Below are 16,964 nucleotides of genomic sequence, written 5' to 3'. Positions count from 1 at the left end.
CGAAAACAGCACGAGCAACGCACCTATCGAATCGAGTTCAAAATACACACGTACTGCTATGCCGCCGATTAGTTTTGTCAGTCAACCAGCGATCGCGGTCAGAGCGCCAACGCCGAAGGCTTGTTCTATCAGCTCATCGTGCGCCTGCATAAATACTCCCTGGGCCGCAACAACTACAACGACAGCATCCACTGGCAGCGGGGCCTCATGCTCGACAACGACTACAACGGTCGCGCCCTGCTAGAGCACATCGGCAACGATGTCAAAATCACCGTCCGCGCCGCCTATCCAGAACGGTTTCTCTCCTACCTCACCGAAGAAGTTAAATGGCTGGTGGAGAGCTTTTGGGAAGGGCTGAACTGCAACATCATGGTGCCTTGCATTGCTCCCTGTGGCATGGAAGCCCCCGGACATGGGCTATTCGAGGTGCAAAAACTGATTGAAAGCAAAAAGAAAAATCGCCCAGAGTTTCCCTGTACGGTTTCGGGTTGCGACGAGTGGCAAAACATCGATCAGCTGCTAAATAATGCTGTGACTACTCCTGCCCCGTCTCAAGACCTTGGCCTAGAACAATTCCGCACGGTTGTTAAAGACGAGCTAAAAGTAATTCGTAGAGATTTGGTAACGCTCGATCATCGAGCGCAGCAACGGCATCAAGCGTTGTCGAAAGATCAGCAAGCCATCATGAGCCAAATCGATCAGCAGTTTGCCTACCTCATGCAAATGCTCACCGATGAAGCTAAGGATGGCCCCCGATTGTTCAGCTTCAAGCCCGTTGACCCTGGGTTCTTTGATCGCCCCAAATGGATCAGCGAGAAATTTCAGCTCACCCTCTGGTGTGAACATTCGCGCAAACCTCTGCCTGTACTTAATGGAGGTAGTCAGCAGGGCGTTTATGAACTCGAACTCAACCGCGAATGGTTTACCAAAGCGGTGCCCTACTTCAAACTCGTCACCGGCACCCTGAGCCTGGTCTTACCCGTCGCCGCCTCAACCACCCAGTTCATGCTGGATGACGCTACCTACAAGGGCATCCAAGAAGAGCTGGATCTTGGGCAAAAAAGCCTGGAGTTTGGCATCAAAAGCAGCAATATGGCCATCGATTGGCAGACCAAACGCGATGGCGCTGAGTTTGAGCAGGGTGAAGCTATTCGCGCCCAAGGGGCCATGCTCCGAGAACTCCATACCCTGCTCCAAGACAAAGACCCCGGTTTTGGCGGTCTAGTGCGAGTCCAGAACAAGCGACGAGAGTTTCTGTGGGTTCACGCAGATTTTGTTGGCGAATATTAAATTGAGCCGATATACAACAACCTAGAAAGGAAACCTAACTCACCATCAACAGCTCGAGGCATGTAATACCTCTCCATCAAAAAGGAGCATGAAGAGGACGGCTCCTTGGGACAGTATTGGAGCCCGTGATTAAGCGGAAAACCGGGCTGACCGACTGCTTGATACTGTTCGGGATGGCGAAAACTAGCGGGAAGGAAGGAGTCGAGCGATCGCATGCACCAGCTTTTCTGGCTCGATGGGTTTGGAGATGTGCTGTTGGAAGCCTGCGGCCAGCACCTGCTGTTGGTTGGTGTCGCCAGCATAGGCAGTGAGGGCGATCGCCGGAATTTGTCCCCCGTCTTCAGGGGCTAACTCTCTAACCTGCCGAATTAGCATGTAGCCATCCATTTCCGGCATGCCTACATCACTCAACAGAAGGTCGGGTTTGGCCCGGGGTAGCAAAAGCAGGGCTTCGTGGGCAGATGCTGCGGTGATGACCTGTGCTCCCTGCTGTTCTAGGATAAATACCACCAGCTCCCGGGTGTCGGGTTCATCATCCACCACCAGAATTTTGATGGCGCTGAGATCGAGGGACCGCTGGGGCGATGTGCCTAAGGCCACGCTTCGCGAACGCTCGTCCCGGTTAGGGGGTGACAGCGCCGGTAAGAGGGGGAGCCGAATGGTGAAAGTGGCCCCCTGCCCCTCCCCTGAGCTGTTGGCGCTCACGGTTCCCCCATGCAGTTCCACCAGGTGGCGCACGATCGCAAGCCCCAACCCCAGGCCGCCAAACTTGCGGGTAGTTGTGCCATCGGCCTGGCGGAAGTAGTCAAACATGTAGGGCAAAAAGTCAGGTGAAATCCCCTGGCCTGTGTCGGTAACGGTAATCTGAGCAAAGGAGTCAACTCGTTCCAGTTGAATATCGACCTGCCCGCCTTCGGGGGTGAACTTAACCGCATTGGAGAGCAGATTCCAGACTACCTGCTGCAATCGAGTGGAATCGCCCCACACCATGACGTCTGAAGTTTGGCTTTCGGCGTTTGGAGGGCTCTCGTTTTTTAAGCCAAAATCCAAAATCGTAAATTGCAAATTGATCGCCTTGGCCTCTGCCGCCAGCTGTACCGTTTCCATTGCGCCCCGAATTTTGTTGGCCAGGTTAACCGGGGCCACATTGAGATTTAGCTTGCCGCGCAAAATTCGCGATACATCCAGCAGGTCTTCAATCAGCTCTGATTGCAGCTTGGCATTGCGTTGGATAGTGGTGAGCGCGTGGGAGGTCTTAGCGGCATCCAGTTTGCCGCCCAGCAACAGGGTAGACCAACCGAGGATGGGGTTGAGGGGCGACCTGAGTTCGTGGGACAGCACCGCCAAAAACTCGTCCTTGATGCGGTTGGCCTGTTCGGCGTCTTCCCGGGCCGACTGCTCCCGCTTTAGCAGGTGCTCTCGCTCCACTTCTGCCTGCTTGCGATCGGTAATGTCCAGCAATGTGCCGAAGAAATCAACCGTGCGGCGGCACTCTCCCTCCCCTTCAAACTGGGCTTGTCCTTTGGCTAACACCCACCGTTCGGTGCCGTCATTCCACACAATGCGATATTCAATCTCGTAGGTTCCGGTGGACTGAGGGTCAATCGCCGCGCTCACCGCCGCCGCTACCCGATCGCGGTCGCCTGGGTGCATTCGTTCCAGGACCTGGGGCAGGGGAATCATCACCGCGTCTTTTGGCTCTCCCCAAATCTCCCCCATCCGCTCGTCCATTTCAACCAGTTCGGTATCGAGATGCAGCCGCCACCCGCCCAGTTTGGCCACCTGGATGGCAATGCGGGCCCACTCCTCGCTTTCGCGCAGATCCTGTTCTGCCCGTTTGCGATCGCTGATGTCGTTGAAAAGAACGGCCACCTTGTGCTCGTGCGGTTCACCCATCCGAAACGCGTAAACATCGTAAAATCGCCCTAGTTCCTGGGCTGTGTTTTCAAACCGTTTCGGAATTCCCGTCAGGGCAACTTCACCATAACTTTCATACCAGTAGGCCTCCATGTTGGGGGCGAATTCTCGCATCGTTTTGCCAATCACATCCTTCAACCCGGTCTGTCTCTCCAGGGCTGCATTGGCTTCTAAGAAGCGGTAGTCAAAGGCCTTTCCAGCGGCATCAAATAAAACTTCAATAATGCAAAAGCCTTCATCAATGGAATCGAACAGCGAGCGATATTTTGCCTCTGACTCGCGCAGTGCTTCTTTAATGTCCACCTCATCCTGAATGTCGGTGCAGGTGCCTACCCATTTTGTAATGGCGCCAGTTGCATCTTTGACGGGAACACCCCGTACCAACTGCCAGCGCCATTCCCCGGTGCGGTGGCGAAAGCGATGTTTTATGTCCACCGGTTCGCCCGATTCAATACAATTCCGCCAGTCCCGGACGGTATTGGGCAGATCCTCAGGATGGGTCACTTGTTGCCAGTTCCAGCCGTAAAGCTGCTCTGGCGAAAGTCCCACGTAGTCTGCCCACTGCTCACTCATGTAGTCCACCTGACCGTCGGGGGTTGCGGTCCAAATCAGCTGCGGGACGGTAGCGGTGACGGTGCGAAACCGCGCCTCACTTTCCCGCAGGGCAGCTTCGGCACGGGCCCGTTCTAGCCGTGGAAAAATGCGGTTTGAGATTTCTTCAATCAGCTCAATTTCATCATCTCGCCAGGTACGGGGTTGCGAGTGGCAGATGGCGATGTAATGGGTCCACCGACCATTTTGGTGAAACGGAACGGTGACGAAGGAATACATTTCCAGTGCCGCGTAGCTGGCGGCATCGGTGCGCGGGTCAGTTTGCGTATTGCAGACTGCAACGGTCTCTCCCGCTCGGCTGGCCCGCTCAAACTCTTTGCTCAGGTATTGAGAAAGGCAAAACGTGCCTACGGTACTGGGCACCTCTGGACTGCTCCAGCCGTGGTGAACGGTTATGCGATCGTGAGCTTCATCGACATCGGTGAAATTGCAGGTCGTAATCTGCAAAAAGGCACCGATTTTTGCCCCAACCGTTTGCATGATTTCATTCGCAGTTGAAAACCGCGAGAAGTCTTTCTCAATCTCAGTCAGAAAGGCTCCGTGGGCTTCGCGCCGTTTGCGTTGGGTGATATCTTTAAAAACCACAGAAACGCGTCGGCTCTGCTCATCACCCACTTTAAACACGTAGAAGTCGTACCATTTCTGGTCTGGCTTGGCATATTGCTCCAACCGTTCGCTCCGCCCCGTTCGGGCAACACGACCAAAGCTTTCATACCAGTCGGCATCATAGTTGGGGGCAATTTTCCTCAACCGTTGTCCGGTAAAATCCTGCCCAACCATCCGGGCCGCCGCTGAATTTGCCTCCAGGTACAAAATATCAATGGGGCGGTCGTTTTCGTCGAAAATTACATCTGCCAGAAAGTACCCTTCGTCCAGAGACTCAAACAACCCCCGATATTTAGCTTCCGATGCCCGTAGTTCGGCTTCAGCCCGGGCCCGTTCAACGGCGGCCCAGGTGTGCTCAGCCACTTCTTCTACCAGGGCTATTTCGTCCGCTGTCCAACGTCGTGGGGTGGAGGAATGGACGGCCAGTCCGGCCATAAACTCACCCTGCTTGACCAGGGGAACGCCAATGTAGGCGGCAATCTGAATGGCAGCGTAAGCCGATCGTTGCGCCGCAGATAAATCAGGATCGCTCATCACCTCCGTTGCGGCGGCGGTATGACCCCTGCGGTACGTCGCCAGCAATTCCGTACTAAAAGACTCAATTGGGTAGCCTCCCCGCAGCGACTCTGCGCCGTTGACGTAATCCTGTGCCACCACATAGTCCGCACCCTGGACCTCGAAGTACGCGACCCGATTGGCGTTTAAATGTTCGCCCAGAACCCGACTGGCCGTTGCCTGAATGTCGATCGCATCGGTTAACGGACGCAGCGTATCGTTGAGGGTGACCAGGAAGGCATCGCGCTCGCCACTGCGACGAATGATCTCCTCGGCCCGTTTGATTTCAGAAAGGTCATAAAAGTAACAGACCACCCCATAGCTGCCATCGAGCAAGGTGATGCGATAGAGCTGCCAATCGTAGGACTGAATTTCTGCAATATCCGTGCGGTATTCAACTGTCGGCGGTAAGTGGTAAGGCTCACCCGTAATCAGCGTGTGGCGGAAGCGCTCAATCGCTTCGGTGGCAAAGGGTTCCTGCCAGATGCTCCGCAGTGCCTCAGCGAGGTTGCGTCCAATTAAGGGCTGCAGATTAAACGTGGCGATCGCGGCTTGGTTGGCCTGTCGGACCCGGAACTCGGCGTCGATCATGTACACGCCAAACGGGGCATCTCCCACCAAAGCCGAAAACATTTCATGATTCTGCCGGAGGGCAACTTCGACCCGAATTCGCTCCAGTTTGGTCCAAACCCGATTGGCCAGTTCGCGCATTAACGCAACTTCATGGCTGCTCCAGGGGTAAGGCGTTTGATGGTAGATACCCAGCGAATATTTCCACTCATGATCCCGCGTCAGCGGCACACTGATAAACGAACCAATGTTGAGGCTTGTAAATCGCTCTGCCTCAGCAATGCGCGAGTCTGTTTTAATGTCTTGAACAATGATGGACTGTCCAAGTCGGGCCGTTTGGAAAAATTCTCCGGTAACAAATTCCGGTAGATGATAACGACCTACTAAGCTGGGGATGTCATCTCGGTGCCAGTTGTGAACGATTGTTGCTAACTTGCCGCTCTCCCCAACTTCAATTAAGGCACAGGTTGAAACGTGCAGATAACGATTCAACTGTTCGCCAACGGCCTGAATAATGTCTTCAACCCGGTTTGCCTCCGCCAGATTCTGCGTGACGTTCGCCAGCAATTCCGCGCCCATCTCTGACTGTTTGCGCTCGGTGATATCTAAAACAATCGCGACCACCGATTGGGGCTTGCCATCGCGATCGCAGACCGCATAAACACTGTTGTTGACCCAGACAATCGAGCCATTCTTGCGAATGTAGCGTTTCTCAATCTCAAACGGCGTGCCATCCGCCAGCATTCGCATAAACAGTTCGACATTGCGGGGCAGGTCTTCGGGATGGGTAATATCCTGCATCCGCCGCTGATACAGTTCATCGGCTGAGTAGCCGGTAATGTCGCAATACTTCTGATTGACCAGGGTCAGCCTGCCCTCCAAATTCACACAGGCGACGCCGGTCACGGCCTGGTTAACAATGGCCTGATACCGACCTTCCGACTCCCGTAATTTTTCCTCAGCTTGTTTCCCGCTGGCTTGAATCTGCCGACGTTCGGTGATGTCCCGCGAAACGCACAGCAGTCGCTCAACCTGGCCCCCTGCGTTGCGAATGGGGCTAATTTTGTTGTTCCACCACTTGGGTTCACCGGTCAGGGTTGGCCAGTAGCCGTCCAGGGAACACACCTCCCCTGCAGCCGCCCGGGCGATCGCATCCCTGGCGCTCTGCCGCTCTGCCTCCGGCCAAAACTCGATCCAGGAGGCGTTGAGAAAGGGAGAGAAATCCTCAATGCCTACCAGTGCCTGTCCGCCCCGATTCATGAACAGAAGGCGTCCGTCTAAATCCAGCACCTTGATGCAGTCATCACTACTATCCAGGATTTGCAGCGTCTGGATGTCCAACATTAGACCAGGTGGCTGGACTGAGCCAGCGTCATCTGCTGCGACCGGACTACTGGCGCTGTTGCTGACCTGAGTACGAACCTGAGCGGAAGGCTGGCCGAATGACGTAGAGTGACGGGTAGGCTCAGCCATAGGATCTTCATTCCAAATGCATTTGCAAACAAAGCGTTACCGGCCACCCCCATCGAGGACAGCAGGGGTAACGCCAGCTTCACAGCCCTGGATAGAGGCCAGGCTCGCCCATGCCCCAGCGGTTGATGCTCGTGGGTAAATCCCCTGATTTTGCCGTCAACTTCGCCCGTGAAAAACCCAAAGGCGGCCGGACTGTTTGCAAAGGTTGTGGTAACGGTAAGTGGCCAACTGGTTCAGAGTTGCGTGTAGCGCTGATCGCGGACATGAAGCACAAAGACGGCAATTTGTCCAAACATAGTATGGGAAATAGCGCCCACTCATCCCTCCAAGGGGATAGAAGCCAGCCGCGAAAGGTTTACCGTTACTGGCTGTGCCCAGAATCCTGCGGTGCTATAGGGATGCTGTTACCGCATCGCGCTGGGGATGGATCGCCTTTTCCCCCTGCAGGCTGGCGTACAGCCGGTTGAGGGCGTGCAGGTAGGCGTGGGCGGAGGCCACCACGATGTCGGTATTGGCGGCGTGGCCGGAGTAGACCCGGTCCTCGTGGCGAATGCGGATGGTGACTTCGCCCAGGGCGTCAATACCCGCCGTCACCGACTGCACCGAGAACTCGATCAGCTGGTTGGGGATGTCCACCACCCGGTTGATTGCCTTGTACACCGCGTCCACCGGCCCAGTGCCGATCGCCGCATCCATCAGCTCCTGGCCGTCGGGGGTGCGCAGGGTGACGGTGGCGGTGGGCTTGGCGCTGTCGCCGCAGGACACCTGCACCAGCTCCAGGTGGAAGTGCTCCGGGGCCTGCTGGGTCTCGTCGTTGACGATGGACTCGATGTCCCAGTCGGTGATTTCTTTCTTCTTGTCGGCCAGCTCCTTGAAGCGCAGGAAGGCACGGTTGAGGGCCTGGTCGTCTAGCTCGTAGCCCAGCTCGCCCAGGCGGGTGCGAAAGGCGTTGCGGCCCGAGTGCTTGCCCAGCACGATCTGGTTGTCGGTGAGGCCGATGGAGGTGGCGTCCATGATCTCGTAGGTGAGCTTGTTTTTGAGCACGCCATCCTGGTGGATACCCGACTCGTGGGCAAAGGCGTTGGCCCCCACGATCGCCTTGTTGGGCTGCACAAACATGCCGGTCAGGTTGGAGACCAGCCGCGAGGTCTTGTAGATCTGGCGGGTGTCGATGGCGGTCAGGGGAGCCTCGGAGTCGGCGGGGCGACCGAGGAAGGGGTTGTAGAAGCTGCGGCGCACGTGCATGGCCATCACCAGCTCCTCCAGGGCGGCGTTGCCCGCCCGCTCGCCGATGCCGTTGATGGTGCACTCCAGCTGGCGCGCCCCGGCCTTCACCGCCTCCAGGAAGTTGGCCACCGCCAGGCCCAGGTCGTTGTGGCCGTGGACGGAGATCACCGCCTGGTCGATATTCGGGACGTTTGCCTTGATGCCGCGAATCAGATCGCCAAACTCGGTGGGGGTGAGGTAGCCCACGGTGTCAGGAATGTTGACGGTGGTAGCCCCGGCGGCGATCGCCGCCTCCAGCACCTGGTACAAAAACTCAGGGTCAGAGCGGCCCGCATCCTCGGGGGAAAACTCCACATCGTCGGTGAAGGTCTTGGCGTAGGCCACCATCTCCGGGGCGATCGCCAGCACCTCGTCGCGGCCCTTACGCAGCTTGTACTGCATGTGGATATCCGAGGTGGCAATGAAGGTGTGGATCCGGCCACGGGCGGCGGGCTTGATCGCCTCCCCGGCCCGCTCAATGTCGCCCTTGGTGGCGCGGGCCAGGCCGCAGATGGTGGGGCCAGTTTCAGTGCCCACCTCGCGGGCGATCTTCTGCACCGCCTCAAAGTCGCCGGGGCTGGCAAAGGGGAACCCCGCCTCAATGATGTCCACGCCCAGGCGGGAAAGCTGCCGCGCGATCGCCAGTTTCTCTTCGACATTGAGGGTAGCCCCTGGCGACTGTTCGCCATCGCGCAGGGTGGTGTCGAAAATGAGAATGCGATCGGGGCTGGGCGGGTTGCTCATAGGGACTCCCACAGACGAGATAACGAGGGTGCTAGATCGAGAGTAGAGCCTTTTGCGGGAGATGACCACCGCAGAGCGATCACCGCCGCCCAGGCCCCAGGAACGGTAGCTATCCTTACCATTCTACCCAACCCAAGTCGGATTCGCTACGACTTAGCCCAGGGATTTCAGCGATCGATGACAGGGGTGGCCCAGCCCGTCTACAGCAGAAACCGGACGGCCATGTAGACACTGATCACCACCAGCTGAAGCCCCATCAGCGGTAGGCCGTAGCTCAGAAACAGGCGGAAGGAGATCGGCTTGCCGTGCTGCTCGGCAATGCCCGCCGCCACAATGTTGGACGATGCCCCCACCAGCGTGCCGTTGCCCCCCAGGGTGGCCCCAAACATCATGGCCGCGAACAGGGGCAAAATCTCCGGCGGAATTTGTCCGGCGAAGTCGGGGGACAGCAGCTCTGGCCCGGCCAGGTTCACGTTGACCAGGTATTCCTTCAGCAGGGGCACCATAGCCACCACCAGGGGAATATTGGGAATCAGGCTGGAGAGAACGCCCGTGATCACCAGCAACAGCATCGACCCCAGGGCAATGTTTTGACCGATCGCCACCCCCAGGAGCCCCGAGGCGGCGCTGATCACCCCGGTCTCCTGCAGACCGCCAATCAGCACGAATACGCTCATGAAAAAGATCAGAGTGCTCCAGTCCACGTCCCGCAGAATGTTGTGGACGGTGTCGATGCCGCTGTGGTGGGTGAGCAGCAGGCACAGCGCCGCCCCCAGCAGGGCGATCGCCGCGGGCGAAATGGGTACCGGCAGGCTCTCGCCCACCACAAACAGCCCCAGCACCAGGGCCGCGATCGCGCCGCCCAGGGCCAGCATGCGGGGGTGGTTGACCACCGGGTGGGGCAGGTGGTCGAGATCATCCAGCTTCCGGTTCCAGGTGTTGGGAAAGAGCACCGGCAGCATGACGACGATGGTGGCGATCGCCACCACGCCCCCCAGGCTCAGCTTCAGCAGGTAGTCCAGAAAGCTCATGTTGATTGAGCTGCCGACGATAAAGGTAGCCGGGTCGCCGACGATGGTGAGCAGGCCAGCGCTGTTGGCCACAAACACCATCAAAATCAGCAGCGGCACAAAGTTGAGGTTCAGCTCCGCCGCCATCGGCGGAATCAGCGGGGCCAGCAGCATCACCGTGGTGGCGTTGGGCAGCATGGCGCAGATCGGGGTCGTAATCGCCACAATTCCCAGCAGCAGGCGCTTGCCCTCGCCCTTTGCCATAATCACCATCTGAGTTGCCAGGTACTCAAAGATTTTGGTGGGCTCAAAGGCCCGCACCATCACCATGACGCCAAAGAACAGCGCCAGCGTGGCGTGGCTGCGGCCAATGTAGGCGATCGCCTGATCCAGCGTCAGCACGTGCATAAAAATCAGCAGCATTGCCCCCAGAAAGGCGGCAACGGTCAGATGCAGACGTTCGGTAGCAATCAGGGCCAGTACCCCAAAAAAGACCACCGACGCGGTGATCCCAGACCAGGTTTCCATCGCCTGTCTCCTGTGTGGTGCTAAACAAATTCCCTGCGATGAGGGGTCTCACCGAGGGGTTAACGATCGTAGGAGAACTACGGGTAGCGCTAGAAAATGCTTCCAGTACGTTCTCTCCCAAGGCCGACGGAGTTAGCTGACGGGCGAGGGGTGAGAGATCCCCTTCTCTAGCGATATGATTCGCCCTGAGATAAGCCCCAAAAAGTGGTTCCTCCGCTTCGGCAGGCCGGGGCCATACCGAATTAGGCAGCGTAGCAAGCTGTATTGCATGCAGAATTGGATGCACGCAAATCTAGCATATTTTTCCCTCGCCTACCACAGGGCTAACGGGCGCGATCGCCAGGCTGGCCTGCGTTCGGTTATCCCAGGACCACAGACCCGTCCCCCGAGGACCGGCCCCAATCCGCCCATCATTCCCGACACCTGACACCCGATACCCGACATCCCACCAACGGCAGCACCACCGCTGCCAAGCGGCCTACCCTGCCGCCCCATCCGAATCCTGCTGCCGCTGACGTTCGGCCAGCTGCAGCAACATTTCTTCGTGCATTTGCCGGGTAATGGGGTAAAACCGGGCCAGCGCGATCGCCCCCAGCAGCAGCACCATGGGCACTGGGCCAATGAAAATGCGAATCGCCATCAGGGCGCTGTCGGGCTGCTGGGCGGCCTCGCTGACGAACCCCGAAAACTGCAGCGCCAGGCTGACCAAAAACAGCCCCAGGGCCAGGCCCACCTTTTGCAGCAGCGTCATAAAGGCGTAGAAGACCCCCTCCCGGCGCTGGCCGGTTTTCAGCTCGTCCAGCTCAATCACGTCGGGCAGCATGGCCCAGGGCACCACGTAGGCGGTGGCCACCCCAAAGCTAATCACAATGCACAGCAGGTAGAGAAACGCCACCTGCCCCGGCTGCACAAAAAACAGCGCAATCTGGGCAATCACCCAGGTGCCGATGCCAATGTAGAACACCTCCTGCTTGCCCAGGCGACGGCTGAGTTGGTTGACCAGCACCATCATCACAATGGCCGTCCCCTGCACCAGCAGCGCTGCCAAAAAGTACGAATCCAGTCCCATCCAGAAGGTGGCGTAGAAGGGAATAATGCTGGCGGTCATCTGCAGGGCCAGCCAGGCAAACAGGTAAATACCCACCACAAACAAAAAAGCCCGGTTGGCAAACACCACCTTGATCTGAGCGACAAACGAGAGGGGAACCTCGTCGGTGGCGGCGGGCTGGAGCGCGTTGCGCTGCACCGCGTAGGGGTAGGTACCCCACACACACCACAGCAGGGGCAGCACCGCCAGCACGGCACAGATTCCCCCCAGCACCAGGTACTGCTGGCCCAGATCCTCGATCGTCTGGGTAATCACCAGGCCCAGGCCGAGGGCAAAAATGGCTCCAAACAGGGATGAGGCCAGCCGAAAGGCGGTCAGTTCGGTGCGCTCGTCATAGTCTTTGGTGAGTTCGGCGGTGAGGGTAGCGTAGGGTAGATTGATGACGGTGTAGAACATTTGAAACAGCAGCGACACCACCGCGTAGTAGCCAAACCGGGCGGCTTCGCTCTCCAGCGGCGGCACAACCCACATGAGAAAAAAACTGAGGCCAAAGGGCAGCGCTCCCACGACCATCCAGGGATAGCGGCGGCCCCAGCGGGTGCGGGTTTTGTCGCTCAGGTAGCCAATGAACGGGTCATTCACCGCATCCCAGATCCGTCCAATCGCCAGCACCGAACCCGCCGCTACCGGGCTCAGCCCCGCCGCCGTGGTCAAAAAGATCAGGTACGAAAAGGCCAGCAGGTTGGCCGTCATGCCCGGCCCAATGTCGCCAGCCCCAAACGCCAGCTTGCCCAATAGCGAAAACGGTCTGGGGGCGGAGTGGCTGGCGCTGCTCGACGAAAGGTTAGAAGCCATGGGTCGGGTGCTCGTAAATTGGAGATCTCAGCGGTGGGGAAGGCGATCGCGGCTGAATAACAATTCAAACAGCGTCCTCAGTGTATTATTTCCCCATTGCAAAACGCCCTACACCGAGTCCAGCTTAGGAACTGTAGCGCTTCTCTGGACAAAACTCTAGAGCCCAACGCTAGGGCAGGGGCTGGGCAGACGCAGGACGGCACGTTACACGCTAGGGCGAGGGCCTGGGAGAAGGGATGGCTGATTTCTACGTAAGCTGGGACGACTACCACCGCGACATCGAAAAGCTGGCCGTCGCGATCTATACGTCGGGCTGGGAGTTCAACCAGATTGTCTGCCTGGCCAAGGGCGGACTGCGCATCGGCGATACCCTCTGCCGCCTGTTCGATGTGCCGCTGGCGATTCTGTCCACGGCCTCCTACGGCGGGGCCGACGGGCGCACCCGTGGGGCAATTACCTTTTCCCGCGATCTGAGCATGACCACCCCCAGCCTGGGCAGCCAGGTGCTCGTCGTCGACGACCTGGTCGATTCGGGCTACAGCCTGAAAAAATCCATGGACTGGCTGCGCCACAAGTACGGCTTCTACATTGAGGATCTGCGGACGGCGGTGCTATGGTACAAGGCCGAATCCATTGTCAAGCCCGACTACCACGTGGTCTACCTGCCCGACAACCCCTGGATTCACCAGCCCTTTGAGCGCTACGAAACCATGACCCCGGCCGAACTGGCGGCTACTTATCAGCCGGAGCCGGCTTCCTGAGCGGGGTCGGCTGGGTCGGAGCCAGCTGCACCGGAGCGGCCGAGGCCTCCGGTGGCCCGTAGAGCCGCTGGTAGCCCCAGTAGCCCGCCAGCAGCGTAACCAGGGTGAGGGAGGCAATGCTTCCGGCGCGACACAGCCCCTGGATCGCCCTGGAGGCTCGCAATGCCGTCAGGTAGTCGCCGCGCTGGTAGGCCTGGCGCAGGTTCATGGCGCAGGCCAGGGCGGGAATGCCCAGGGGCGGAAAAATCACGAAGGCCGTGAGCAGCACCCGGTGCCATCGGGCCGGGGGACAGGGCTGGCCGTGGAAGAGCTTGTAGTGGCCCCGCCACTCCACCACGGGCTGATCCTGCACCTGCCCGGTCAGCTCAAAGCCCTGCACCTCCTCCAGCTGCCACTTGATGATCAGGGTGCGAATCTGGTCAGGCAGGGTGAAGTAGTTGATACCGACTCCCACCGGGCGATGCACCTGAATCCGCAGGCCGTCGTCCTGGTATTGGGCGACGACGGTAATTTGTCGCAGGTCCAGCTCCGACTGCAGTCGCTGGGAAATGGCGCGATCGCGGTGGGCCTGGTGCAGATGGTGCAGCTTGAGCCGCGCCTGGTCGAGGTTGAGGTCGTTGCAGAGGGCCAGTTCCCAGTTGTGGGCGGCGGCGACGGGCTGGCCCAGCTGTTCGTAGGCGTAGCCCCGGTGCAGGTAGGCCTCTGCCAGGTTGGGGTTGGCGTCAATGGCGGCGTCAAAGTCGTTTAGGGCCAGGGCGTAGTGCTGCCGACGAAAGTGCAGCAGGCCCCGGTTGTAGTGAATCAGGGGATGGCCCGGCTGGTGAATCAGCGCCTGCTGCCAGTCGGCCAGGGCTAGCTCCTCCTGGCCCTGGTGGCAGTGCAGCAGGCCACGGTTGCCGTAGGCGCGCACGCTGGTGGGGTCGAGGGCGATCGCAGCACTGTAGTGTTCCAGCGCCGCCACCGTATCCCCCGTCTGCCAGTGGGCCTTACCTAGCTCGATGTGGATCTCTGCTGGAGCAGGATAGTGGCCGAGGGCCTGGGGCAACACCGTCAACGCCGCATCGACATCGCCCTTGCGAAGGTGGGTGAGAGCTTGCCGGTAGCGATAGCGGGCCTGCTGTCGACGTAACCAGGGGGTGAAGTAGAGTCCCATGAGTATCCAGAAGTGTCCTGAGGAGGCGTAACCATCCCCATGATTCCCTGGGAATCTTGCCTTGTTAGTGAAGCATTACGAGATCGTAACGGGTCGCCCAGTTTTTTAGCGCAATTTGGTTTATTGTCGCCATTCACCGACCCATTACCATCTACCCATCGGCTGAGTCAGCGGCGCCATCGTCAGGGCTTTCCCCTTCGGCCGCCGCCTTCAGGGCCACCGATGCAATGGTCAGGGTCAGTCGCGCCTGCTCCAACTCCGACAGCGAGTCCCAGGCCCTGGCCGGAATGGCGCGCAGATTGAGCTCTAAAATTTCGCCCCGTCCGTCGCGCAGGGAATAGGCCAGGGGGCGAGCCAGCACGCCCAGATCATCCGGGTTCCAGCCGGGCAAAATATCGTTGGCGCACTGCACCAGCTGATCGATCAGCGGCTGCCCGCTGCGGGCTAGGGCCGTAGCGGCGGTGGCCAGGCGCTGCAAAAGCTCACCCGGCAGCCGCCCCTCAAAGGGACGCAGCTGGCTCAGCACCGAGGTCGGTGCGGTCGGACTGGAGAGATCAGCGGCCTGGGTGGCGTTCATCTGGGTGGCGATTTGGGCCGACAGGATTTGCCAACCCGCCGCGATCGCAGTGCTAAAGTCGTCCTCCGCCAGGGCCTCAAACTCGGCCTCCAGGTTGGCCAGATAGCCCTCTGCCTCGGGATCCAGCGGCTGCCAGGGATAGGCCGGCTCAGGGCTGAGAATGGTGGTAAGCAAATCGTGTTCGGCGGCCATGGCGGGCTCAGAAGCAGAGTTGGGGTTTTGGGAGGGCTGGGTCATAGCGTTATCTACAGATGCACGAGATGGTAACGGTACCTGATGACAGTGGATACAGCGCCCCGCCAGAGGATTCCGTACAGCGGGAGCATTTTTGTGATTTTACTAGCAGGGTGGGATCGATTTGGGGCTACCCTCCAGGGTAAATTCCATCAGCTCCCCCTCGGGGCTGCCGAACCGAATCGCCGCCCCCAACGCCAGCGGCACCTCGCCCCGGTGGACGTGGTGCCAGCCCTGCTGGTCAAAGTAGTACGACCCGTAGCGTGACATATCGCGCAGGTAGTAGTAGGTCTCCTGCACCCCATTGTTAAACTGGGTGCGGCAAAAAATTTCGGCATGCTGCCCCGAAACCCAGGGCTCCAAAATTACCAGGTCGTTGTCCGGCAGCCGCCCCACCCGCAGGTAGCCATCGTAGAGCCGCCACAGGCGGGTAGGTGCATTCAAACAGCGCAGCACCACCGACTGGGCGGCCGGCATTTCCTGCCCCGGCAGCTGAGTCACCGCCAGCCCCACTTCGCGCAGCAGGTGCCCCTCAAACTGGGGGTGCTGGTAGAGCACCGGCAGCGTCCAGGCCGTATGGTTGAAGCGGTAGGCGGTGAGCAAGTGCTGGCGGGCCAGCGCCACGGCCTGGGCCACGGGCTGTCGCTCGGCCAGCCCCCGGGCCAGCACCTGAATAAAGCTCAGCGCCTCGTGGTCGGCAATGGAGTCGCGCATGGCCAGCACCGCCGGTACGCCGTGGTGCAGCAGCACCTCGGCCAAACTGCTGCGCGAAATCACCCGCTGCTGCTTGAGGTCGGGCTGTGCCCCCCAACAGGTGTTAAACACCGCCAGGCGAATACCGTTGCGGGCCAGCCCCTGGGCCAGTTCAGTGCCGCTCAGGTTGCTTCCCTGGCGCAAAAACAATAGCCCCCCGTCGGGGGCGGGTACCCCATGCCCGGCGTAGAAGAAGACATTGAAGTAGCCGGTCTCCAGCGCGTTGAGCAGGGTTTTGGTATCGGGCTCGACCAGGGTTTGCACCTGGCAGACCACCAGATTAGCGCCCTGGTAGCTGAGCCGAGAGGCGCTCAGCTCCAGGAGCTGCTTGAGGGCTTCGGCCTCCTGGGGCAGCTGCAAAACATCTTTGGCGTTCTGCTCCATGCCGGGTTCGTCCTGTCCCAGCACCAGCAGAATTCGCAAGGAGGTTTCCAGTTCAGCGGCTGGCAGCGGTTCTACGGTGCTGGCGGTGCGGCTGAACAGCACCTGGGGCCCCAGGGAGAGGGCCGGGCAACCGGGCTGGGGCTGCATAATTTCCCAGGGTAGGCTAATCAGCTCGGGGGGGCGCACCTCGAGCCGCAGCTGAAGCGGTCGATTTTGGCCAATGGCCATACCCAGGCTGCGCTCCAGAGTTTGGCGAATGGGCCCGTCAAACAGCCATTCCCAGAGGCTGACCCCCAGACCCTGCATCAGTCGTCCGGTTTTGCTGCCGGTTTCCGCTGACGGAGCCACCCGGTCGAGCAGATCGTCGAGGTGAAACTCCGGCACGTAGGCCGATGGCACGTGGGGTACCTGGGGCAGTCCCCGCAGCGAAAAAAACTGTTGCCAGCTCTCCCAAAGCTGGGCCATCTGGCTGTCCCACAGGCGATCGTGGTGGGCGTAACCGCCGGGGAACGGGCTTTCTAAGACCCAGATGGCATAGTGATTGGACTCGACCTGGGTAAGGCGATCGATGGCAAGGCAAAGGGTAAGGGTGTCGGACGACAGCATAGGCGGGCCGAAATAACCAGGG

Annotated in this window: 9 protein-coding genes and 1 riboswitch; of the genes, 2 read left to right on the top strand and 7 right to left on the bottom strand. The window is 59.4% G+C overall.

Features of this window, described 5'->3' with window-relative positions; all coding sequences use genetic code 11:
• The first annotated feature begins 120 nt into the window (after positions 1–120).
• Positions 121–1,290 (top strand): hypothetical protein, encoded by a 1,170-nt coding sequence (locus NF78_RS04965; RefSeq protein WP_197064763.1) that lies wholly within the window; start codon positions 121–123, stop codon positions 1,288–1,290.
• 183 nt (positions 1,291–1,473) lie between these two features.
• Here NF78_RS04965 and NF78_RS29050 read toward each other — a convergent pair whose 3' ends face one another.
• From NF78_RS29050 to NF78_RS04940, 4 genes are all read right to left on the bottom strand, one after another.
• A complete protein-coding gene (locus NF78_RS29050) occupies positions 1,474–6,894 on the bottom strand; it encodes a PAS domain S-box protein (protein WP_072015974.1) in 5,421 nt (1,806 codons plus the stop codon).
• A 519-nt stretch (positions 6,895–7,413) separates the two neighbouring features.
• Positions 7,414–9,033, bottom strand: coding sequence for a 2-isopropylmalate synthase (locus NF78_RS04950; protein ID WP_035985134.1), 1,620 nt, complete (start codon positions 9,031–9,033; stop codon positions 7,414–7,416).
• A gap of 200 nt (positions 9,034–9,233) precedes the next feature.
• Positions 9,234–10,571 (bottom strand): SLC13 family permease, encoded by a 1,338-nt coding sequence (locus NF78_RS04945; protein WP_035985133.1) that lies wholly within the window; start codon positions 10,569–10,571, stop codon positions 9,234–9,236.
• A gap of 107 nt (positions 10,572–10,678) precedes the next feature.
• Positions 10,679–10,830: riboswitch (cyclic di-AMP (ydaO/yuaA leader) on the bottom strand.
• A 219-nt stretch (positions 10,831–11,049) separates the two neighbouring features.
• Positions 11,050–12,474: an MFS transporter gene (locus NF78_RS04940; RefSeq protein ID WP_035985132.1), complete on the bottom strand. Its 1,425-nt coding sequence runs from the start codon at positions 12,472–12,474 to the stop codon at positions 11,050–11,052.
• Between the two features lie 236 nt (positions 12,475–12,710).
• On the opposite strand from NF78_RS04940, the gene NF78_RS04935 reads away from it, so the two are divergent.
• Positions 12,711–13,235, top strand: a complete 525-nt coding sequence (locus tag NF78_RS04935) for a phosphoribosyltransferase (protein WP_035985131.1) — start codon at positions 12,711–12,713, stop codon at positions 13,233–13,235.
• Here NF78_RS04935 and NF78_RS28015 read toward each other — a convergent pair.
• The 3 genes from NF78_RS28015 to NF78_RS04920 form a co-directional block, all read right to left on the bottom strand.
• Positions 13,207–14,388 (bottom strand): tetratricopeptide repeat protein, encoded by a 1,182-nt coding sequence (locus tag NF78_RS28015; RefSeq protein ID WP_052049812.1) that lies wholly within the window; start codon positions 14,386–14,388, stop codon positions 13,207–13,209. The two genes, NF78_RS04935 and NF78_RS28015, sit on opposite strands and share 29 nt — an antisense overlap.
• A gap of 151 nt (positions 14,389–14,539) precedes the next feature.
• On the bottom strand, positions 14,540–15,202 hold the full coding sequence (locus NF78_RS28010) for a hypothetical protein (protein WP_052049810.1): 663 nt from the start codon (positions 15,200–15,202) through the stop codon (positions 14,540–14,542).
• A 102-nt stretch (positions 15,203–15,304) separates the two neighbouring features.
• Complete coding sequence (locus tag NF78_RS04920) at positions 15,305–16,942, bottom strand: CHAT domain-containing protein (RefSeq protein WP_035985129.1); 1,638 nt, start codon at positions 16,940–16,942, stop codon at positions 15,305–15,307.
• Positions 16,943–16,964 lie beyond the last annotated feature (22 nt).

This window comes from Leptolyngbya sp. KIOST-1 (assembly GCF_000763385.1).
In the GTDB taxonomy this organism is placed as follows: Bacteria; Cyanobacteriota; Cyanobacteriia; order Phormidesmidales; family Phormidesmidaceae; genus Nodosilinea.
Note: the sequence above shows the minus strand (reverse complement) of the source record. Positions and strands in the feature narration are given on the sequence as shown.

Excerpts from the sequence above, each read along its gene's own strand:
- NF78_RS04935 (WP_035985131.1), top strand. The coding sequence starts at position 12,711 with ATGGCTGATTTCTACGTAAGCTGGGACGACTACCACCGCGACATCGAA.
- NF78_RS28010 (WP_052049810.1), bottom strand. The coding sequence starts at position 15,202 with ATGACCCAGCCCTCCCAAAACCCCAACTCTGCTTCTGAGCCCGCCATG.
- NF78_RS28015 (WP_052049812.1), bottom strand. The coding sequence starts at position 14,388 with ATGGGACTCTACTTCACCCCCTGGTTACGTCGACAGCAGGCCCGCTAT.
- NF78_RS04920 (WP_035985129.1), bottom strand. The coding sequence starts at position 16,942 with ATGCTGTCGTCCGACACCCTTACCCTTTGCCTTGCCATCGATCGCCTT.
- NF78_RS04945 (WP_035985133.1), bottom strand. The coding sequence starts at position 10,571 with ATGGAAACCTGGTCTGGGATCACCGCGTCGGTGGTCTTTTTTGGGGTA.
- NF78_RS29050 (WP_072015974.1), bottom strand. The coding sequence starts at position 6,894 with ATGTTGGACATCCAGACGCTGCAAATCCTGGATAGTAGTGATGACTGC.
- NF78_RS04940 (WP_035985132.1), bottom strand. The coding sequence starts at position 12,474 with ATGGCTTCTAACCTTTCGTCGAGCAGCGCCAGCCACTCCGCCCCCAGA.
- NF78_RS04950 (WP_035985134.1), bottom strand. The coding sequence starts at position 9,033 with ATGAGCAACCCGCCCAGCCCCGATCGCATTCTCATTTTCGACACCACC.